Origin of the sequence: Streptomyces sp. SID8374 (assembly GCF_009865135.1) — a bacterium.
Lineage (GTDB): Bacteria > Actinomycetota > Actinomycetes > Streptomycetales > Streptomycetaceae > Streptomyces.
Map to the genome: position 1 here is coordinate 1,960,364 of NZ_WWGH01000002.1, position 19,619 is coordinate 1,979,982.

A 19,619-nucleotide genomic window follows, 5' to 3' on the forward strand; every position below is an offset into this window, starting at 1 on the left:
CGTCGATGACGCGTACGCTCTGGGACTCGACCGTCGGCAAGAAAACCATCATGGCCGTCACCGGTCTGATCATGCTCGGGTATCTCGTCGCCCATATGGCCGGGAACCTGAAGATCTTCTTCGGACCCGGTGAGTTCGACGGCTACGCCCACTGGCTGCGCACCATGGGCGAACCGATCCTGCACTACGAGTGGGCGCTGTGGATCGTCCGCGTCGGGCTGGTCGCCGCCGTCGTGCTGCACGGCATCTCCGCGTACCAGCTGAGCCGCCGCGACATCAGAGCGCGCCCGGCGAAGTACGTCCACAAGCGGCCCCGCGCCAGCTACGCCACCCGGACCATGCGCTGGGGCGGCATCATCCTCGCGCTCTTCATCGTCTGGCACATCCTCGACCTGACCACCGGCACGGTCCACACCAGCTTCGAGGCCGGGCACCCGTACCAGAACGTCATCGACACCTTCTCCACCTGGTACGGCAACGTCATCTACATCGTCGCCGTGCTCGCCATGGGCCTGCACGTCCAGCACGGCTTCTGGAGCGCCGCGCAGACACTCGGCGTCGGCAACGCGACCCGCGACCGCGTCCTGAAGACCCTCGCCAACGTCCTCGCGGCGGTGCTGACGCTGGGCTTCATCTCCGTACCCGTCGCCGTCATGACCGGAGTGGTGAGCTGACATGCCCGACTACACGCACTACGCAACGGGCGAGCCCGTCGTCGACACCAAGGCCCCCGAGGGCCCCGTCGCCGAGCGCTGGGACACCCGCCGCTTCCAAGCCAAACTCGTGAACCCGGCCAACCGGCGTAAACATACGGTCATCGTCGTCGGCACCGGACTGGCCGGCGGATCGGCCGGCGCGACGCTCGCCGAACAGGGCTACCACGTCGTCCAGTTCTGCTTCCAGGACTCGCCCCGCCGCGCCCACTCGGTCGCCGCGCAGGGCGGTATCAACGCGGCGAAGAACTACCGCAACGACGGCGACTCGATCCACCGACTCTTCTACGACACCGTCAAGGGCGGTGACTTCCGCGCCCGCGAGTCCAACGTCCACCGGCTGGCGCAGATCTCGGTCGAGATCATCGACCAGTGCGTCGCCCAGGGCGTCCCCTTCGCCCGCGAGTACGGCGGCCTCCTCGACAACCGGTCCTTCGGCGGCGTCCAGGTCTCCCGTACGTTCTACGCGCGCGGCCAGACCGGGCAGCAACTGCTCCTCGGCGCCTACCAGGCACTCTCCCGGCAGATCGCCACGGGCGGCGTCGAACTCCACGCCCGTACCGAGATGCTGGACCTCATCGTGGTCGACGGCAAAGCGCGCGGGATCGTCGCCCGCGACCTCGTCACCGGGAAGATCGACACCTACTTCGCCGACGCGGTCGTCCTGGCCACCGGCGGCTACGGCAACGTCTTCTACCTGTCGACCAACGCCATGAACTCCAACGCCACCGCCATCTGGCGGGCCCACCGGCGCGGCGCCTACATGGCCAACCCCTGCTTCACCCAGATCCACCCCACCTGCATCCCGCGCACCGGCGAGCACCAGTCCAAGCTGACGCTGATGAGCGAGTCGCTCCGCAACGACGGCCGCATCTGGGTTCCCAAGGCCAAGGGCGACGACCGCCCGGCCGACCAGATCCCCGAGGACGAGCGCGACTACTACCTGGAGCGCATCTACCCGGCCTTCGGCAACCTGGTGCCCCGCGACATCGCCTCCCGCGCCGCAAAGAACGTCTGCGACGAGGGGCGCGGCGTCGGCCCCGGCGGGCAGGGCGTCTACCTGGACTTCGCCGAGGCCATCGGACGGATGGGCCGCAAGGCGGTCGAGGCGAAGTACGGCAACCTCTTCGACATGTACCAGCGGATCACCGACGAGGACCCCTACACGGTCCCGATGCGGATCTACCCCGCCGTGCACTACACGATGGGCGGCCTCTGGGTCGACTACGACCTCTCGACCACCATCCCCGGCCTCTTCGCCATCGGCGAGGCCAACTTCTCCGACCACGGGGCCAACAGGCTCGGCGCCTCCGCGCTGATGCAGGGCCTCGCCGACGGCTACTTCGTCCTGCCCTCCACCATCAACGACTACCTCGCCCGCAACCCGCACACCGAGAAGGTCGACGCCGAACACCCCGCCGTCGCCGAGGTGGTGGCGGAGACCGAGGACCGCATCAACCTGCTGCTCTCCGTCGACGGCGACCGCACCCCCGACTCCTTCCACCGTGAGATCGGTGAACTCATGTGGGAGTACTGCGGGATGGCCCGCACCGAGGACGGACTGCGCAAGGCGCTCGCCAAGATCCCGGAGATTCGGGAGGAGTTCTGGCGCCGCATCAAGGTGCCGGGCACCGGCGAGCAGTTCAACCAGTCGCTGGAGAAGGCGAATCGCATCGTCGACTACCTGGAGCTGGCCGAGCTGATGTGCCTGGATGCCCTGCACCGGGCCGAGTCCTGCGGCGGCCACTTCCGCGAGGAGTCCCAGACCCCCGAGGGCGAGGCCGAGCGGCGCGACGAGGAGTTCTCGTACGCCGCCGCCTGGGAGTTCACCACCACCGGCGCCGCCCCCGTCCTGCACAAGGAAGACCTCGTCTTCGAGTACGTCCACCCCACTCAGCGGAGCTACGCATGAAGCTCACCCTGCGCGTCTGGCGCCAGCAGAATGCCGAGACGCCCGGCGCCATGGCCACCTACGAAGTCGACGGTATCTCTCAGGACATGTCGTTCCTGGAGATGCTGGACACCCTCAACGAGGAGCTGATCCTCGCCGGGGACGAGCCCGTCGCCTTCGACCACGACTGCCGCGAGGGCATCTGCGGCGCGTGCAGCCTCGTCATCAACGGCGACGCCCACGGCCCGGAGCGCACCACCACCTGCCAGCTCCACATGCGGTCCTTCGCCGACGGCGACACGATCGACATCGAACCCTGGCGGGCCTCCGCCTTCCCGGTGGTCAAGGACCTGGTCGTGGACCGCTCCTCCTTCGACCGGATCATCCAGTCCGGCGGCTACATCTCCGCCCCCACCGGCACCGCGCCCGACGCCCACGCCACCCCGGTGCCCAAGCCGGACGCCGAACTCGCCTTCGAGAACGCCGAGTGCATCGGCTGCGGCGCCTGCGTCGCCGCCTGCCCCAACGGCTCGGCGATGCTGTTCACGGCGGCCAAGGTCAACCACCTCAATGTCCTGCCGCAGGGTGCCCCGGAGCGCGAGACCCGGGTGCTGGACATGGTGGCCCAGATGGACGAGGAGGGGTTCGGCGGCTGCACCCTGACCGGCGAGTGCGCGACCGCCTGCCCGAAGGGCATCCCGCTGCCGTCGATCGCGGCGATGAACAAGGAGTGGCTGCGGGCGACCCGCAAGGTCCGCCGCTGACAAGGGAGTTGATCCCGTACGGCCGTGAACTCCGGGCCGTACGGGATCAGCTGCCCAGAGCCTCCGCCAGATACGGCGCCGTACGGCTCTCCGCCGCCCGCGCCACCTCCTGCGGCGCACCCGTCGCCACGATCCGCCCGCCCCGGTCGCCGCCCCCGGGTCCCAGGTCGATGACATGGTCCGCGCCCGCCACCACGGCCATGTCGTGCTCCACGACCACCACCGTGTTGTGCGCGTCCACCAGACCGTGCAACTGCCGCATCAGCACCTCGACATCGGCCGGATGCAGACCGGTCGTCGGCTCGTCCAGCAGATACAGGGTGTGCCCGCGCCGGGTGCGCTGGAGCTCCGAGGCGAGCTTGATCCGCTGGGCCTCGCCACCGGACAGCTCGGTGGCGGGCTGCCCGAGCCGCAGATAGCCGAGCCCCACATCCAGCAGAGTCGTCAGCGCGCGCTCGGCGGCCGGGGTCCCGGAGAAGAAGTCCGCCGCCGACTCCACGGTGAGATCGAGGACTTGAGCGATCGTCAGCCCGCGCAGCGTGACCTCCAGGGTCTCCGGGTTGTACCGCGCGCCATGGCAGTCCGGGCAGGGCGCGTACGTACTCGGCAGGAAGAGCAGCTCCACCGAGACGAACCCCTCGCCCTGGCACGTCTCGCACCGCCCGCCGCTCACGTTGAACGAGAACCGCCCCGCCGTGTAGCCCCGCTCCCGCGCCGTCCCGGTCTGCGCGAACAACTTGCGTACGGTGTCGAAGAGGCCGGTGTACGTGGCCAGGTTGGACCGGGGCGTCCGCCCGATCGGCTTCTGGTCCACCTGGACGAGCCGGTCCACCGCCTCAAGACCGGAGACCGAGGCGCAGAACCGCTCGCCCGCCCCGGCAGCCTCCTCGCCCGCCTGCCGGTCCGCCAGCACCCCGGCGAGCACCTGGCCCACCAGCGTCGACTTGCCCGACCCGGACACCCCGGTCACCGCCGTGAACACCCCGAGCGGGAAGGCCGCGTCGACCCCGCGCACATTGTGCCGCTCCACCCCGGAGAGCCGGATCCACCCGGAAGGGGTGCGCGGCTCCCGTACCGGCGTCGGGCCCTGGTCGAAGAGGAACCGCCGCGTCGCCGACTCCGGCACCTCGGCCAGCCCCTGGGGCGGCCCGCTGTGCAGCACCCGCCCACCGTGCTCCCCGGCCAGCGGCCCCACGTCCACCAGCCAGTCCGCCCGCCGCACCACATCCATCTGGTGCTCCACCACGAAGACCGAGTTCCCGGCCTCCTTGAGCCGGCCGAGCACCCCGAGCAGGGACTCCGTATCGGCGGGGTGCAGCCCGGCCGACGGCTCGTCCAGGACGTAGACCACCCCGAAGAGCCCCGAACGCAGCTGGGTCGCCAGCCGCAGCCGCTGCAACTCGCCCGAGGAGAGCGTCGGGGCCGTCCGGTCCAGGCTCAGATAGCCGAGCCCCAGCTCGGTCACCGTCCCGATCCGGGCCAGCAGATCGCCGGTCAGCACCCGGGCCGTCTCCTCACCGCCCGCCCCGGCGCCGCCCAGCACCTCCGCCAGTGCGGACAGCGGAAGCGCGGCCAGCTCCGCGATGGTCCGCCCGGCGAAGGTCACCGCCATCGCCTCCGGCCGCAGCCTGCTCCCGCCGCACACCGGACACGGCACACTCGTCAGGAAGCGCTCCGCCTTCGCCCGCAGGGTGCGGCTCTTGGTGTCGGCGAAGGTGTGCAGCACATAGCGCCGGGCACTCATGTACGTTCCCTGGTACGGGCGTTGGATCCTCCCCGCGTCCCGCACCGGATGCACGGTGACCACCGGCTGCTCGTCCGTGAACAGGATCCACTCGCGGTCCTTCGCCTCCAGCTCACGCCACGGGCGGTCCACGTCGTACCCCAGGGCGTCCAGCACATCGCGCAGGTTCTTGCCCTGCCAGGCCCCCGGCCACGCGGCGATCGCGCCCTGCCGGATCGACAGCGACGGGTCGGGGACCAACAGCTCCTCGTCCGTCCGGTGGATCCGCCCCAGGCCGTGGCACTCGGGGCAGGCCCCGGCCGCCGTGTTGGGGGAGAAGGCGTCGGAGTCGAGGCGCTCCGCGCCCGGCGGATACTCACCGGCCCGGGAGAACAGCATCCGCAGCGAGTTGGAGAGCGTGGTCACCGTCCCCACCGACGAGCGGGCCCCGGGCGCCGAACGCCGCTGCTCCAGGGATACGGCGGGCGGCAGCCCGGTGATCTCCCCGACGGCGGGGGCGCCCACCTTGTGGATGAGCCGGCGCGCGTACGGAGCGACCGACTCGAAGTAGCGGCGCTGGGCCTCGGCGTAGATCGTGCCGAACGCCAGCGAGGACTTGCCGGACCCGGAGACCCCGGTGAAGACCGTGAGGGTGTCGCGCGGGATGTCGACGTTCACGTCCTGGAGGTTGTGCTCGCGCGCGCCGCGCACCCGGACGTACGGATCGTGGGGGGAGTGCATGGGGTTCGGCTCCGTACGTGAGGGGGACAAACGGTTCGATTCTAGGTGCGGGCGGGGCCGGGGGCGGGGAGGGCCGGGGCGACCGGCGGTCCGGTCGGCCGCCCGGTCCACCGCCTGTCCGCTGTGCGGTGAGCAGCGCGGCAGGGGCCGAGCGCGACGGCCGCCGGGAGCAGCAAGGGAGTGCCGGGCAGGAGTGGGCCGCCGACGCGGCTGCCGGAAGTTCTCTGGGCGCGAACCGGGCGGACGCGGAGACTCGCAGGTGCCGGAGCCGGTCCCAGGCCCGGACGTGACCGCATCCATGGAGGCGACCGGTGGACAGCGCAGATGCCCGGACGGCGGATTCCGGACGGCCGATGTCGTTCGCACAGCGACGGCTGTGGTTTCTGGACAGCCTGCGCCCCGGGACGCCGGGTGACCTGCTGCCGCTGGCACTGCGCGTTCGGGGGGACCTCGACGAGAAGGCCCTGACCGGGGCCTTCGAGGCCGTACTCGCCCGGCACGAAGTGCTCCGGACCCGGTACCCGTCCGTGGACGGGGAGCCGGTCGCGGTGGTGGAGCCTGCCGTGGAGGTGCCGTGGGACCACCGGGACCTGCGGAGCCTGCCTTCCCTGGAGCGCGAGTCACGCCTCACCGGGCTGATCGCCGCCGAACTGGTCAGGCCGCTGCCGCTGGACACCGCGCCGCCGCTGCGGCTGACGCTGGTGCGGCTCGGCGATCAGGAGCACCTGCTCCTGATCGTGGTCCACCACATCGCCTTCGACTTCTTCTCCTGGCCCGTCCTCACCCGGGAACTGGCGGCCGGGTACCAGGCCCGTACGGGAGGTGCGGGAGCGGAGCCCGAGCCGCTGCCCCTCCAGTACGCGGACGCCGCCGTTCAGCAGGCCGCGCGCCTCACCGGCCCCCGGGGCGAGCGCCAACTCGCCTACTGGCGTGAGCGGCTGGCCGGACTCGAACCCCTGGAACTGCCCGCCGACCGGCCGCGGCCGGCCATCTGGGACGGCGCCGCCGACATCGCCCGCTTCACCGTTCCGGCCGAACTCGCCGCCAAGGTGGACCGGCTGGCCAGAGAACACCGGGCCACGCGCTTCATGGTGCTGCTCGCCGCCTTCCAGGCCACACTGGGACGGCTGGCCGACCGCGACGACGTGGCCGTCGGCACCCCGGTCAGTGGCCGGGGGCGGCCCCCGCTCGGTGAGCTGATCGGGCTGTTCGTCAACTCGGTGGTGCTGCGCACCAGCCTGGCCGGTTCCCCGTCCTTCGCCGAGCTGCTCGGCCGGGTACGGACGGACACCCTGGCCGCGCTCAGCCATGCCGAGCTGCCGTTCGAGCGGGTCGTCACCGAACTGGCCCACCGGCGTGACCTGTCCCGCAACCCCCTCTTCCAGGTCTCCTTCCAGCTGCTTCCCCTCCCCGAGGAGCCGGACCACCTGCCCGGCCTGGACACCAGGATGGTCTCCACCCCGGCGTCGGGCACCGCCTTCGACCTGGCACTCGACCTCCTCTCCCAGCCCGACGGCCGGATCTCCGGCCGGATGCAGTACGCCACCGCACTGTTCGACCCCGACACCGCCGAGCGGATCGGCGCCGCCTTCGTCACCCTGCTGGCGGCCGCCATGGCCGAACCGGACGCCCCGCTCGCCCGGCTCACCGGGGGGATCGAGGGACTGCCCGGCCGCGAGCGGCGCAGACTGCTGGCCCAGGGCAACGACACGGCGCTGGACGTGCCCGACGTCCCCTGGACGGAGCTGTTCGCCCGGCAGGTGTCCCGCGCCCCCGGCGCGGTGGCGGTCAGCGGCTCCGGCGGCTCCCTCACGTACGGCGAACTGGACGCCCGGGCCGACCGGCTGGCACACCGTCTCGCCGCCCTCGGTGCCGGACCGGGCGTTCCGGTCGGCGTCTTCCTGGAGCGGGGCCCCGGTCTGGTGACGGCCCTGCTGGCGGTCCACCGGGCCGGCGCCGTCTACCTTCCACTCGACCCGGACTACCCGCCCGCCAGGATCGGCTATCTGCTCCAGGACTCCGGCGCCGGGATCATCATCAGCGAAAGGGCCCTCACCGGCCGTCTGGCGGAGACGGGAGGCGGCGGCCGTCAGCCCGAGCCGCGCACCCTGCTCCTCGACGACGCCGACGAGAGCTCCCGGGCGACCGGGGCCCCGGGCCCGAGGCCACCGCACCGTCCGCGCCCGGACGAACTCGCCTACATCTTCTACACCTCCGGCTCCACCGGGCAGCCGAAGGGCGTGCTCGTCGAACACCGGTCGCTCACGCACTTCCTGGCGGCCATGGCCGGCCGTCTGCCGATCGGCCCCGGTACCACGTTCCTGGGCATCACCACGGTCTCGTTCGACCCGTCCCTCATGGAACTGTGCCTCCCGCTGACCACCGGGGCGCGGCTGCTGCTGGCCGACCGCGAACAGGCCCGCGACCCGCAGCGGATGGCGGCCCTGATCGACAGCGCCGGCACCGCCCTGGTCCAGGCCACCCCGGTGACCTTGCGGATGCTGCTGGACTGCGGCTGGCGGCCGGGCGCCGGACTCGACATCCTCAGCGGTGGCGAGAAGCTGCACACCGAACTCGCGGTACGGCTGGCGGACGGCGGTGCGCGGGTGTGGGACCTCTACGGCCCGACCGAGACCACCGTCTGGTCCACCACTTCCCGCCTCGACCCCCGAGGGCGCCCGGAGGACTGGCAACTGCGGGGCAACACCCGCCTCGTGCTGCTCGACGCCCGCGGGGAACCCGTAGCCGAAGGGGCCGTCGGGGAGATCTGCATCGGGGGCACCGGCCTGGGCTGGGGCTACCACGGCAGGCCGGCCCAGAGCGCCGCGGCCTTCGTCCCCGACCCCTTCGCCGACCGCCCCGGCGCTCGGCTGTACCGCACGGGTGATCTCGCCCGCCGGCGTTCCGACGGCTCCTTGGAGATCCTGGGCCGGGCCGACCACCAGGTGAAGATCCGGGGGCACCGGATCGAGCCGGGTGAGATCGAGTCCGCGCTCCTGGCCCTCGGCCACATCCGGGCCGTGGTGGTCCGTGCGGTTCAGCACCCGGACGGTGACCAGCGGCTGGCCGCCTATCTCGTCATGAAGGAGGCGGCCGCGGCGGCCGCCCATGACGAGCTGAGGACGGCCCTGCTGGCCACCCTGCCCGACTACATGGTGCCCGAGGCCTTCGTGACCCTGGAGGCGCTGCCCCGGACACCGAACGGCAAGGTCGACCGCCGGGCGCTGCCGCCGGTGGCCGACTGGGGCGCCGTGGGCGGCTCCACGGGCGCACCACCCCGCACGGACCGCGAACGCGCGGTGGCCGCGGTCTGGGAGGACGTGCTCGGCATCCGGGAGATCGGTGTCGACCACGACTTCTTCCAGCTCGGCGGGCACTCCCTGCTCGCCACCCGTGTCTCGGTACGGCTCAGGTCCGCCCTCGGGATCGACGTACCGGTCCGGGCGCTCTTCGAGCACCCCACCGTGGCCGCGCTGGCCACCGCTCTGCCCGGCTATCCGACCGTCGCCTCCGCGGCGTCCGCGCCCGTGCTGGGAGCCAGGCGGCGCACACGCCGCCCGGTGGCGGACGCCCGCCCCTGAGGGCCCCCGTCCGACCGCCTTCCGCAATCCACCGGGCGCCGGAGCCGGCCGTCGCCACCGCACACCGTCGCCAGTCGCCTCACGCAGCCGTCCTGCCGGGGCGTGTCGTCCCGGACCAGGACCGGCACGAGGGGCGAGAACCGAAAGGACCACCGACCACCATGACCATCGCCTTCACCCCTCCCCCCGTCGTCGTTCCGTCCCTCGGCGAGGCCGGGGCGCCCGACGTGGACGTCTTCGAGCGGTACGAGTCCCACGTCCGCAGCTACTGCCGCAAGTTCCCGGCGGTCTTCGTCCGGGCCAAGGGCGCCCGGCTGTACGCCGAGGACGGACGGGTCTTCACCGACTTCTTCTGCGGCGCGGGCTCCCTCAACTACGGCCACAACCCGGACCCGATCAAGGCGCGGATCACCGACTACCTCGCCTCCGACGGCATGATGCACGGCCTCGACATGTACACCGCGGCGAAGCGGTCCTTCCTGGCCGCGCTGACCGAGCACATCCTGCGCCCCCGAGGCCTGGACTACACCGTGCAGTTCTCCGGCCCGACCGGAGCCGACGCCGTCGAGGCCGCCCTCAAACTGGCCCGCAAGGCCACCGGCCGCCGGGGGGTCTTCGCCTTCAGCGGGGGCTACCACGGGATGACCCGGGGGTCGCTCGCCGTCACCGGCAACGGACGCGCCCGCCGGGCCGGGGGAGTGCACGGCCAGGACGAGGTCACCTTCATCCCCTACGAGGACGGTCCCCAGGGCCCGTTCGACTCCGTCGCCCTCATCGAACGGCTGCTGGCCGACTCCTCCTCCGGGGTCGAGGCGCCCGCCGCGGTGATCGTCGAGCCCTTGCAGATGGAGGGCGGCGTGTACCCGGCCTCCGCCGACTGGCTGCGGCGGCTGCGCGCCGTCACCGAACGGCACGGCATCCTGCTGATCTGCGACGAGATCCAGTCCGGATGCGGCCGCACCGGCACCTTCTTCGCCTTCGAGGAGTCCGGCATCGTCCCGGACATGGTGACCGTCTCCAAGTCCATCAGCGGCTACGGCCTCCCGCTGGCCCTCACCCTCTTCCGGCCCGGGCTGGACGTCTGGGAGCCCGGGGAGCACACCGGCACCTTCCGCGGCAACCAGCTCGCCTTCGTCGCCGCGACCGCCGCCGCCGAGCTGTGGAGCGACCCGGAGTTCGTGGAGCGGCTGCCCGTACCGGCCCGCTCCCTGGCCGGCCTCGGCGCCGAACTGACCGCCGCCGAACCGGAGATCACCGTCCGGGGGCGCGGCATGGTGCTCGGCATCGACCTCGGCCGGGCCGGCGGCGGCAAGCGCGCCGAGGAGGTCCAGCGGTACGCCTTCGAGCACGGGCTCATCGTCGAACTCTCCGGCCGTGACGACGAGGTCATCAAGGTGCTGCCGCCGCTGACCGTCACCCCCGAGGAACTGGACCACGGCATCGGCGTGCTCCGCGCCGCACTGCTCGGCCGCTGAGACCGCACCGACCGCTCCATCCAGGAGGAAGCACCATGCCCCAGGCCGAACGCCGCCATCTGATCTCCATCGACGACCTCTCCGACGACGAACTGCTGCACATCGCCCGGCGCGGCGCCGAGTTCTCCGCGGGCGCCGCCGACGACGCGCGCCCCCTGGCGGACACCGTCGTCGGCGTGCTGTTCCGCAAGACCTCCACCCGCACCCGTACCGCCTTCTCCGCCGGAGCGCTGAGGCTGGGCGCGCGGCTGATCACCTACGGCCCCGGGGACCTCCAGGAGAACACCGGGGAGACCGTGGAGGACAGCGCGGCCGTACTCTCCCGCATGATCGACGTCCTGGTGGCGCGCACCGCCGGGCCCGAGCGGGAGCTGCGCGCCTACGCCGACCAGCGGCGGATGGCCGTGATCAACGCGATGAGCCAGGGGGAGCACCCCACCCAGGCGCTGGCCGACCTGACCACGCTGCTCCGCAGGTTCGGGCGCATCGAGGACCTCCACGTGGTCTACGTGGGCGAGGGCAACAACACCGCCTCCGCCCTGGCCCTGGCGCTCTCCCGCTTCCCGGGCACGCGGCTCACGCTGCGCACCCCGCCCGGGTACGGACTGGCCCCCGCCTATCTGGAGCGGGCGGCGGCCCATGCCCGGCGGAGCGGCGCCCGGATCGAGGAGCGTCACGACATGGCGGACCTGCCGGCCGCCGACGTCGTCTACACCACCCGCTGGCAGACCACCGGCACCGCCAAACCGACCCCCGACTGGCGCGAGGTGTTCGCGCCCTTCCAGGTCGACGAGAAAACCATGGCAAGCAGCCCCGACGCGGTCTTCATGCACGACCTCCCCGCCCACCGGGGCGAAGAGGTGACCGCGGACGTGCTCGACGGTCCGGCGAGCATCGCCTTCGACCAGGCCGAGAACAAATACCACAGCGCCCGCGCCGTTCTCGAATGGTGCGCGGCCGACCGGAGCTCCGAGAGGTAGAGCGTCATGGGCGCGGAAAAGCACGCGGAAGACCAGGAAGCCGTTTATCTGCCCGGTGGGCGTTGGCGGTTGTGGGAGCAGTTTTCGTTGCGTGGGCCGGGTTTTCCGGTGGGGGGTGTGTTGGATCTGGCTCCGGTGGATGTGTCGGTGTATGCGGACAAGTTTGCCGGTGGGGTGTTGTCGGGTCCTGATTGGGATGAGTTCGAGGGGGTGTTCGGGGAGGTTGCGGCGCGTACTGCGGTGAGGTTGCAGGGTGTTGCGGGTTCTTCGGATTTCACTGCGGCGGTGGCGTGGCAGAACCGGACGGTGTTGCGGACGGGTTTGCGGCCGTTTCTGGGGTGGGTTCCTTCGGCGTCGGGGCGGTCGAGTATGCCGCGTCAGCGTGAGGAGTTGGTGGCGCATTATTGGCAGCGGTTCTGTGTGAAGAACGACACGATCGGGTTTTTCGGTCCGGTGGGCTGGGGTCGTGTGGATGGTTCGGTGGGGGGTGTGGAGATTGATCCGGGGGAGGGGTTGACGGCGTCGTCGTCGGTGTTCTTCTCGAGTTGGTCGATCGACGCGCTGGCGAGGACGTTGTCGGCGGACGAGCGGCTGATGGCCTGGATACCCCCACGACGCATCCCGTTCGCCCGCATCGGACGGGGCGGCGCCGGGACATTCGTACGGCTCCCGGGGCGGCCCGAACAGCCCGTCCCCGGCGAGCTGCTGCCGATGCTCGAACTGGTCGACGGCCGCCGTACCCTCGGCGACCTCGCCCGCGACCTCTCACTCCCCGCCGGCCTGGCCGAGGAGCACCTGCGCGAGCTGGTGGGTCGTCGTTGGGTGAGCTGGCGGTTGGAGGTGCCTTCGGGTGCGCGTCCGGACCGGGAGCTGCGTGCGGTTCTGGAGCGGGTGGGGGATGCGGAGCTGCGGCGTGGTGCGCTGGAGCCGTTGGAGGTCTTGGAGCGGGGTCGTGAGCGGGTGGAGGCGGCCGGGCGTGACGCGGAGGCGTTGTGCGAGGCGCTGGCGGCGCTGGAGGAGGACTTCACCCGGATCACCGACACCGCGTCCCAGCGTGCCAAGGGCAGCCGTACGGCGCCCAACAGGTCGCTCGTCTACTCCGACACCCGGCGCTCGGCCACCGCACGGCTCAGCCCCGCCGTCCTGGACGAACTCACCCCGCTCTCCCTGTGCCTGACGGCCGTGGGCTGGCTGACCAGCCGGTACGCGGAGTCCATGCGCGCACACATCCGGCAGAGCTTCGACCAGGTGCGCGGCGACCGGCCCACCACCGACCTCGCCTCGCTCTGGTTCGCCTGCCTGCCCGCCCCGCACGCCGCGTCCATGCCGGAGGCCGACCGGATCGGTGCCGAACTGCGGGAGCGCTGGGCCCGGATCATCGACGCCCCGGAAGGCGCACGCCGCGTACAGCTGTCCTCCGCGGACATCGCCGACCGGGTCCACGAGGAGTTCGACGGACCGCGCGACGGCTGGTCGCTCTCCCGCTATGTGAGCCCCGACGTGCTCATCATGGCCAAGGACGCCGCCGCCGTCGAACGGGGCGACTTCGAACTCGTCCTAGGCGAACTGCACATCGCCATGAACACCGTGGCCGCCTCGCTCTTCGTCAACCAGCACCCCGCCGTCGAGGAGCTGATCGCCGAGACCGACCGCGACTTCCCCGGGCCCCGGCTGATGCCGATGCTGCCCAAGGAACTGCCGCTGAAGTGGTCGGCCCGCAGCCGCCCCGCCCTGGACCGCCCGGAGGACTACTTCGTCGCCATCGCCGAACACACCAGCGACCCGCACCGGGACCGCACCGTGCTCAGCGCCGACGTCACGGTGACCGACCGCGACGGCCGGCTGACCGCCGTCCTGCCCGACGGCAGTGAGTTCGACGTACTCGACGTCTTCAGCCACGCCCTGACCAACCGCGTCATGGACCGCTTCGCCCTGCGCCCCGACGCGGATCATGTGCCGCGGGTGATGGTGGACAAGCTGGTGGTGAGTCGTGAGTCGTGGCGGTTCACGGGTGGGGAGTTGGGGTTCGCGGAGGAGAAGAGTGAGGCCCGGCGGTATGTGCGGGCGCGGAACTGGCGTGGTGAGCGGGGGTTGCCGCGGTATGTGTTCGTGGTGTCGCCGACGGAGCCGCGTCCGTTCTATGTGGATTTCGATGCTCCGGTGTATGTGAACATCCTGGCCAAGGCTGCTCGTCGGCTGGCGCGGAAGGATCCGGAGGCGAAGCTCACGGTCACGGAGATGCTGCCGAGTCCCGAGCACGCGTGGCTGACCGACGACCGGGGCAACACCTACACCTCCGAACTCCGCTTCGTCGCCGTCGACCAGGAACACCAGCAGGGAGGCGTCCCCTCATGGTGAGCCTCCTCGACGCCGTCCGGGACCACGCCGCCCGCACCCCGGAGGCCACCGCGCTGCGCGCCCCCGGCAGCGTCGTCAGCTACCGGCAGTTCGATACCTGGACCGACCGGCTGGCCCACCTCCTGACCGCCCACGGGGTCGGGCCCGAGCGGGTCTGCGCCCTGGCCCTGGAACCGGGCCCGGAGAGCGTGGTCGCGGTGGCGGCCGTCCTCCGTGCCGGAGGAGCCTTCCTCACGCTGGACGTCACCCAGCCGCCGCCCCGGCTGGCCGCCATGGTCCGCAGCGGCGGCGCCACCGTCCTGATCACCCGGAGCGCGGTGCGGAAGAAGACGGGGCTGACCGTCGACGGGCCGGTGATCGACCTCGACGACGTCGCAGAGCCGGACGGACCGGGCGGTCCGGGCCCTCAGGGCGGCACACCCGCCGGCTCCGGGCGGCAGCTCGCCTACGTCAGCCACACCTCCGGCTCCACCGGCACCCCCAACGCCGTCCTGATCGAGCGCGCGGGCCTCGACTCGTACCTCGGGTTCATCGCCCGGGACTACGGCCTGGGCCCCGACACCGTGGCGCTCCAGGTCGCACCCCTCGGCTACGACGCCTCCATCCGCGACACCTTCGCCCCGCTGGTCGCCGGAGGCACCGTGGTCCTGGCGGAACGCGGCACCCTGCTGCGCGCCGACAGCTTCGCGGAGACCCTGCGCCGCGAAGGCGTCAACACCCTGCTGAGCGTCACCCCGTCCTTCCTCACCTTCCTGGCCCAGCAGGACCTGGCCGAGGAGCATCTGCGCGGACTGCGCCTCGCCGTGACCAGCGGGGAGTCGCTGCTGCCCTTCCTCCGCTCCGGTGCGCGCCGCCTGCTGCCCGGCAGCCTGGTCAACCAGTACGGCCCCACCGAATGCACCATGACGGCCACCCGTTACGCGGTGCCCCCCGAGCCGGACACCACCCGCGACCTGGTCGGGACACCCATCGACGGGATGACGGTCCGTCTGACCGGCCCCGGCGGTGACGAGGTGCCCCCGGGCGGCACCGGTGAGATCGTCCTCGGCGGCATCGGCGTGGCGCGCGGCTACCTGGGGCGCCCCGGGCTCACCGCCGACCGCTTCCGCCCCGACCCCGGGGGACCGCCGGGCGCCCGCGCCTACCGCACCGGAGACCTGGCACGGGCCGGTGAGGACGGCGTTCTGGAGTACCTGGGCCGCTCCGACCGGCAGGTGAAGATCCGGGGCTACCGGGTCGACCCGGCCGAGATCGAGGGCGTCCTGCTCGGCCACCCCCGCGTCACCGGCGCCGTGGTCACGGCCGAACCGGACGAGCAGGGGCGGGTGTTCCTGTACGCCCATGTCACCGGCCCTCTCGACGAGGTGACCGACGCGGAGCTGCGCCGGCACCTCGCTAAGGTCCTGCCGCCGCACATGATGCCCCGCAGGTTCCACCGCATCGCGCGGCTGCCCACCACCCGTACGGGCAAGACGGACCGGGCGGCCCTGCGCCGCACCATCGCCCCGATCCCGGACCGCACACCATGACCGCCGCCGGAACCCGCCTCGGAGCGGGGGACGTGCGGGCGGCCGCCGAACGGATCCGCGGCCCGGTGCGCCGAACGCCTCTGCTGGCCGCCGACGCACTGCCGGGACTGGCGGCGGCCGGACTCCGCGGAGTGCTGCTCAAGGCCGAACACCTGCAACGGGGCGGTTCGTTCAAGGCCAGAGGCGCCGCCAACGCGCTCCTGGGCCGGGACACCGCGGCCGTCGTCGCCGGGTCCTCCGGCAACCACGGCATCGCCGTGGCCGCGCTGGCGCGCCGGACCGGCGCCGCGGCCACCGTGGTGATGGCCGCGGGAGCGGGCCGGGCGAAGGCCGACGCCATCCGCCGGCTGGGCGCCCGGGTGGTGACGGCGGACGGCGGTGTGGCCGCCCGCGACCAGCTGGCCCGGCGGCTGGCGGCGGACACCGGCGCGCTGCTGGTGCACTCCTCCGACGACGAGCGGGTCATCGCGGGCCAGGGCACCGTCGCCCTGGAGATCCTGGAGGAGGCGCCCGACCTCGATCTGCTCTTCGTCCCGGTCGGCGGCGGCGGACTGCTGGCGGGCTGCTGCCTCGCGGCCGGTCTCGCCGTACGCCCTCCGCGCGTGATCGGGGTGGAACCCCAGGAGGCGTGCCGCTACGCCGTGTCGCTCGCGGCCGGGAACCCGGTGGAGCTGCCCGCGTCGAGGACCGTCGCCGACGGGCTGCGCGGCCAGCGGCCCGGCGAGATCACCTTTCCCATCGTCCGAGGACGGGTCGACGAGCTGATCGCCGTGGGGGACGACGAGGTCCTCCGGGCCATGGAGCTGCTGCACCGGGCCGGCCTGCCCGCCGAACCGAGCGGCAGCGTGGCCCTGGCCGGCGCGCTCCGGCGCGGCTTCCACGGGCGTACGGCCGTGGTGGTCTCCGGCGGCAACTCGCCGTCCGCGCTGGCCGCCATCGGCGCGGAGGCGGGGAGGGACACGGCCGCCGCGGCCGGTCAGGCTCCGCCGTCCCCCATGCCGCCTGTCTCCGTCCTGTCGTGACGCCCGTCCCCGTCCACCCCGCTGCTTCCGACATCACTTTCCCCCTACCCGAAGGAGTCACCATGACCGTCCAGGACCAGACCCTCGCGCGCGACCTCCGGAGCGTCGCCGGGCTGACCGAACTCATCACCGTCCTCTACCAGGAGGCGCTGGCCGACGAAGGGCTCGACGAGCACGCCGACTTCTTCGAGTCCGGCGGCGACTCGCTGACGGCTTTCCAGATCACCGGGCGCATCCAGGAGGCGGTGGGCACGGAGATCGCCATCGCCCTCGTCTTCACCTACCCGACCCCCGCGGAACTGGCCGAGGTCGTCGCCGAGGAACTCGCCGAACTCCCGGCGGGTGCGACCCATGAGTGACGACGGCGCGCTGCTGCTGGGCCGCCGTTGGCGGTTGTGGGAGCAGTTTTCGTTGCGTGGGCCGGGTTTTCCGGTGGGGGGTGTGTTGGATCTGGCTCCGGTGGATGTGTCGGTGTATGCGGACAAGTTTGCCGGTGGGGTGTTGTCGGGTCCTGATTGGGATGAGTTCGAGGGGGTGTTCGGGGAGGTTGCGGCGCGTACTGCGGTGAGGTTGCAGGGTGTTGCGGGTTCTTCGGATTTCACTGCGGCGGTGGCGTGGCAGAACCGGACGGTGTTGCGGACGGGTTTGCGGCCGTTTCTGGGGTGGGTTCCTTCGGCGTCGGGGCGGTCGAGTATGCCGCGTCAGCGTGAGGAGTTGGTGGCGCATTATTGGCAGCGGTTCTGTGTGAAGAACGACACGATCGGGTTTTTCGGTCCGGTGGGCTGGGGTCGTGTGGATGGTTCGGTGGGGGGTGTGGAGATCGATCCGGGGGAGGGGTTGACGGCGTCGTCGTCGGTGTTCTTCTCGAGCTGGTCGATCGACGCGCTGGCGAGGACGTTGTCGGCGGACGAGCGGCTGATGGCCTGGATACCCCCACGACGGCTGCCCTACATCCGTGCCGAGTCCGACGAGGGACCCGTCCACGTCCCCGGCCGTCGCCCGCAGCAGGCGCCGCCCCATCTGGTGGCCCTGCTGCGGCTGGCGGACGGCCGCCGCTCACCGCACGAACTCGCCCGGATCCTCGGCACCTCACTCGACGAGGTCACCTCCCGTCTCACCGAGCTGGTGGGTCGTCGTTGGGTGAGCTGGCGGTTGGAGGTGCCTTCGGGTGCGCGTCCGGACCGGGAGTTGCGTGCGGTTCTGGAGCGGGTGGGGGATGCGGAGCTGCGGCGTGGTGCGCTGGAGCCGTTGGAGGTCTTGGAGCGGGGTCGTGAGCGGGTGGAGGCGGCCGGGCGTGACGCGGAGGCGTTGTGCGAGGCGCTGGCGGCGCTGGAGGAGGACTTCACCCGGATCACCGACACGGCCTCCCAGCGTGCCAAGGGCAGCCGTACGGCGCCCAACAGGTCGCTCGTCCACTCCGACACCCGGCGCTCCGCCACCGCACGGATCGGCGGCACCGTCCTGGACGCCATGGCGCCCCTGGACCCGCTGATGACCAGCGCCGCGTGGCTCATGGCCCAGCTCGGCGCCCGGGTGGAGCGGCGGGCCGTCGAGGTCTACGAGAAGCTGTCCGCCGCCTCCGGCGAGGAACGGGTCAACCTCGCCGACTTCTGGTTCGCCTCCATGCCGATCCTGCACGGAGGCGCGGTCACCGACGTACAGGAGGTGCTGGCGGAGTTCCAGCGCCGCTGGGCACGGATCATCCCGCTGCCGGAGGGGGCCGGGCGGGTGCGGGCGACCCACTCGTCCGTCGCGTCCCAGGTGGCCGAGGCGTTCCCCCCGGCCCCCGTGGCCTGGACCGCCGCCCGCTACCTCAGCCCCGATGTGCTGATCGCCGCCCGCGACACCGAGGCGATCGGCAGGGGCGACTTCGAACTCGTCCTCGGCGAACTGCACCTGGCGTCCAACACCATGGGCGCCTCGCTGTTCGTCAGCCAGCACCCCGAGCCGGCGGAACTCCTCCGGCTCACCGGCCAGGACCACCCCGGCCCCCGCCTGCTGCCCCTGCTGCCCAAGGAGCACAAGGCGCGGCTCTCCACCCGGGTGCGCAATGTGCTGGTCAGGCCGGAGGACTACTACGTCGCCCTGATGGAACTCACCGCCGACCCGCACCGGGACCGTACCGTGCTCAGCGCCGACGCCCACGTCGTCCGGCGCGAGGGCCGACCGGTCGTCGTGCTGCCCGGCGGAGCGGAGTTCCCCGTCACCGATGTGTTCGGCCACGTGCTGACCACCCTGGCCATGGACCTGTTCCGGCTGTTCCCCGACGCGGATCATGTGCCGCGGGTGATGGTGGACAAGCTGGTGGTGAGTCGTGAGTCGTGGCGGTTCACGGGTGGGGAGTTGGGGTTCGCGGAGGAGAAGAGTGAGGCCCGGCGGTATGTGCGGGCGCGGAACTGGCGTGGTGAGCGGGGGTTGCCGCGGTATGTGTTCGTGGTGTCGCCGACGGAGCCGCGTCCGTTCTATGTGGATTTCGATGCTCCGGTGTATGTGAACATCCTGGCCAAGGCTGCTCGTCGGCTGGCGCGGAAGGATCCGGAGGCGAAGCTCACGGTCACGGAGATGCTGCCGAGTCCCGAGCACGCGTGGCTGACCGACGACCGGGGCAACACCTACACCTCCGAACTCCGCTTCGTCGCCGTCGACCAGCACGGCTGAGAACACCGAAGACCCTCGCACGGGGTGTCCGGCCGCACCGGCCGGGCACCCCGTCGTCATGTCCGGGGCCGGATCGAGGTACGGGGAGCCGGCCGGGACGCCGCCCGCCGACGGAGTGGGCCGCCGAGCCCCCCGCGTCCTCCGCCTCCGCCGGGCGCGGGCGACAGCACGGAGCCCGGCCGGA

The 19,619-nt window shown here is 71.9% G+C and carries 12 protein-coding genes; 11 read left to right on the plus strand and 1 reads right to left on the minus strand.

The window, feature by feature from the left end:
- Positions 1-5: 5 nt before the first annotated feature.
- Genes GTY67_RS32030 through GTY67_RS32040 form a run of 3 tightly spaced genes read left to right on the plus strand, consistent with a single transcriptional unit; the run spans position 6 to position 3,368 of the window.
- Positions 6-674 carry a succinate dehydrogenase cytochrome b subunit gene (locus tag GTY67_RS32030; protein WP_161281662.1) on the plus strand — a complete coding sequence of 223 codons (669 nt, stop codon included), beginning with the start codon at positions 6-8 and terminating at the stop codon, positions 672-674.
- A gap of 1 nt (position 675) precedes the next feature.
- Entirely contained in the window at positions 676-2,625 is a 1,950-nt protein-coding gene (locus GTY67_RS32035; RefSeq protein WP_161281351.1) for a fumarate reductase/succinate dehydrogenase flavoprotein subunit, read from the plus strand.
- Positions 2,622-3,368 carry a succinate dehydrogenase/fumarate reductase iron-sulfur subunit gene (locus GTY67_RS32040; protein ID WP_030575228.1) on the plus strand — a complete coding sequence of 249 codons (747 nt, stop codon included), beginning with the start codon at positions 2,622-2,624 and terminating at the stop codon, positions 3,366-3,368. The genes GTY67_RS32035 and GTY67_RS32040 overlap by 4 nt, the downstream gene beginning before the upstream one ends.
- A 46-nt stretch (positions 3,369-3,414) precedes the next feature.
- Here the strand turns inward: GTY67_RS32040 and uvrA are convergent, their stop codons facing one another.
- Complete coding sequence (uvrA, locus tag GTY67_RS32045; RefSeq protein WP_161281352.1) at positions 3,415-5,832, minus strand: excinuclease ABC subunit UvrA; 2,418 nt, start codon at positions 5,830-5,832, stop codon at positions 3,415-3,417.
- A gap of 311 nt (positions 5,833-6,143) precedes the next feature.
- Here uvrA and GTY67_RS32050 point away from each other — a divergent pair, with 311 nt between their 5' ends.
- From GTY67_RS32050 to GTY67_RS32085, 8 genes are all read left to right on the plus strand, one after another.
- Positions 6,144-9,413, plus strand: a complete 3,270-nt coding sequence (locus GTY67_RS32050; RefSeq protein ID WP_161281353.1) for a non-ribosomal peptide synthetase — start codon at positions 6,144-6,146, stop codon at positions 9,411-9,413.
- A 161-nt stretch (positions 9,414-9,574) separates the two neighbouring features.
- Positions 9,575-10,888: a diaminobutyrate--2-oxoglutarate transaminase gene (locus GTY67_RS32055; RefSeq protein ID WP_202462416.1), complete on the plus strand. Its 1,314-nt coding sequence runs from the start codon at positions 9,575-9,577 to the stop codon at positions 10,886-10,888.
- A 35-nt stretch (positions 10,889-10,923) separates the two neighbouring features.
- Positions 10,924-11,868, plus strand: a complete 945-nt coding sequence (locus tag GTY67_RS32060; RefSeq protein ID WP_030575222.1) for a hypothetical protein — start codon at positions 10,924-10,926, stop codon at positions 11,866-11,868.
- A gap of 6 nt (positions 11,869-11,874) precedes the next feature.
- Positions 11,875-14,226, plus strand: coding sequence for a lantibiotic dehydratase (locus tag GTY67_RS32065; RefSeq protein ID WP_093689392.1), 2,352 nt, complete (start codon positions 11,875-11,877; stop codon positions 14,224-14,226).
- Positions 14,220-15,755 (plus strand): amino acid adenylation domain-containing protein, encoded by a 1,536-nt coding sequence (locus tag GTY67_RS32070; protein WP_161281354.1) that lies wholly within the window; start codon positions 14,220-14,222, stop codon positions 15,753-15,755. The genes GTY67_RS32065 and GTY67_RS32070 overlap by 7 nt, the downstream gene beginning before the upstream one ends.
- The gene (locus GTY67_RS32075) at positions 15,752-16,777 is read left to right on the plus strand and encodes a pyridoxal-phosphate dependent enzyme (RefSeq protein WP_161281355.1); all 1,026 of its coding nucleotides are present in this window, start codon (positions 15,752-15,754) and stop codon (positions 16,775-16,777) included. Before GTY67_RS32070 ends, GTY67_RS32075 begins: the two co-directional genes overlap by 4 nt.
- A 62-nt stretch (positions 16,778-16,839) precedes the next feature.
- Complete coding sequence (locus tag GTY67_RS32080) at positions 16,840-17,136, plus strand: acyl carrier protein (protein ID WP_093689398.1); 297 nt, start codon at positions 16,840-16,842, stop codon at positions 17,134-17,136.
- Entirely contained in the window at positions 17,129-19,435 is a 2,307-nt protein-coding gene (locus GTY67_RS32085; RefSeq protein ID WP_161281356.1) for a lantibiotic dehydratase, read from the plus strand. The genes GTY67_RS32080 and GTY67_RS32085 overlap by 8 nt, the downstream gene beginning before the upstream one ends.
- Positions 19,436-19,619 lie beyond the last annotated feature (184 nt).

What these genes read in the sequence shown, in the direction of transcription:
- GTY67_RS32030 (WP_161281662.1), top strand. Translation starts at nt 6, where the DNA reads ATGACGCGTACGCTCTGGGACTCGACCGTCGGCAAGAAAACCATCATG.
- GTY67_RS32075 (WP_161281355.1), top strand. Translation starts at nt 15,752, where the DNA reads ATGACCGCCGCCGGAACCCGCCTCGGAGCGGGGGACGTGCGGGCGGCC.
- uvrA (WP_161281352.1), bottom strand. Translation starts at nt 5,832, where the DNA reads ATGCACTCCCCCCACGATCCGTACGTCCGGGTGCGCGGCGCGCGCGAG.
- GTY67_RS32085 (WP_161281356.1), top strand. Translation starts at nt 17,129, where the DNA reads ATGAGTGACGACGGCGCGCTGCTGCTGGGCCGCCGTTGGCGGTTGTGG.
- GTY67_RS32035 (WP_161281351.1), top strand. Translation starts at nt 676, where the DNA reads ATGCCCGACTACACGCACTACGCAACGGGCGAGCCCGTCGTCGACACC.
- GTY67_RS32040 (WP_030575228.1), top strand. Translation starts at nt 2,622, where the DNA reads ATGAAGCTCACCCTGCGCGTCTGGCGCCAGCAGAATGCCGAGACGCCC.
- GTY67_RS32055 (WP_202462416.1), top strand. Translation starts at nt 9,575, where the DNA reads ATGACCATCGCCTTCACCCCTCCCCCCGTCGTCGTTCCGTCCCTCGGC.
- GTY67_RS32065 (WP_093689392.1), top strand. Translation starts at nt 11,875, where the DNA reads ATGGGCGCGGAAAAGCACGCGGAAGACCAGGAAGCCGTTTATCTGCCC.
- GTY67_RS32060 (WP_030575222.1), top strand. Translation starts at nt 10,924, where the DNA reads ATGCCCCAGGCCGAACGCCGCCATCTGATCTCCATCGACGACCTCTCC.
- GTY67_RS32080 (WP_093689398.1), top strand. Translation starts at nt 16,840, where the DNA reads ATGACCGTCCAGGACCAGACCCTCGCGCGCGACCTCCGGAGCGTCGCC.
- GTY67_RS32070 (WP_161281354.1), top strand. Translation starts at nt 14,220, where the DNA reads ATGGTGAGCCTCCTCGACGCCGTCCGGGACCACGCCGCCCGCACCCCG.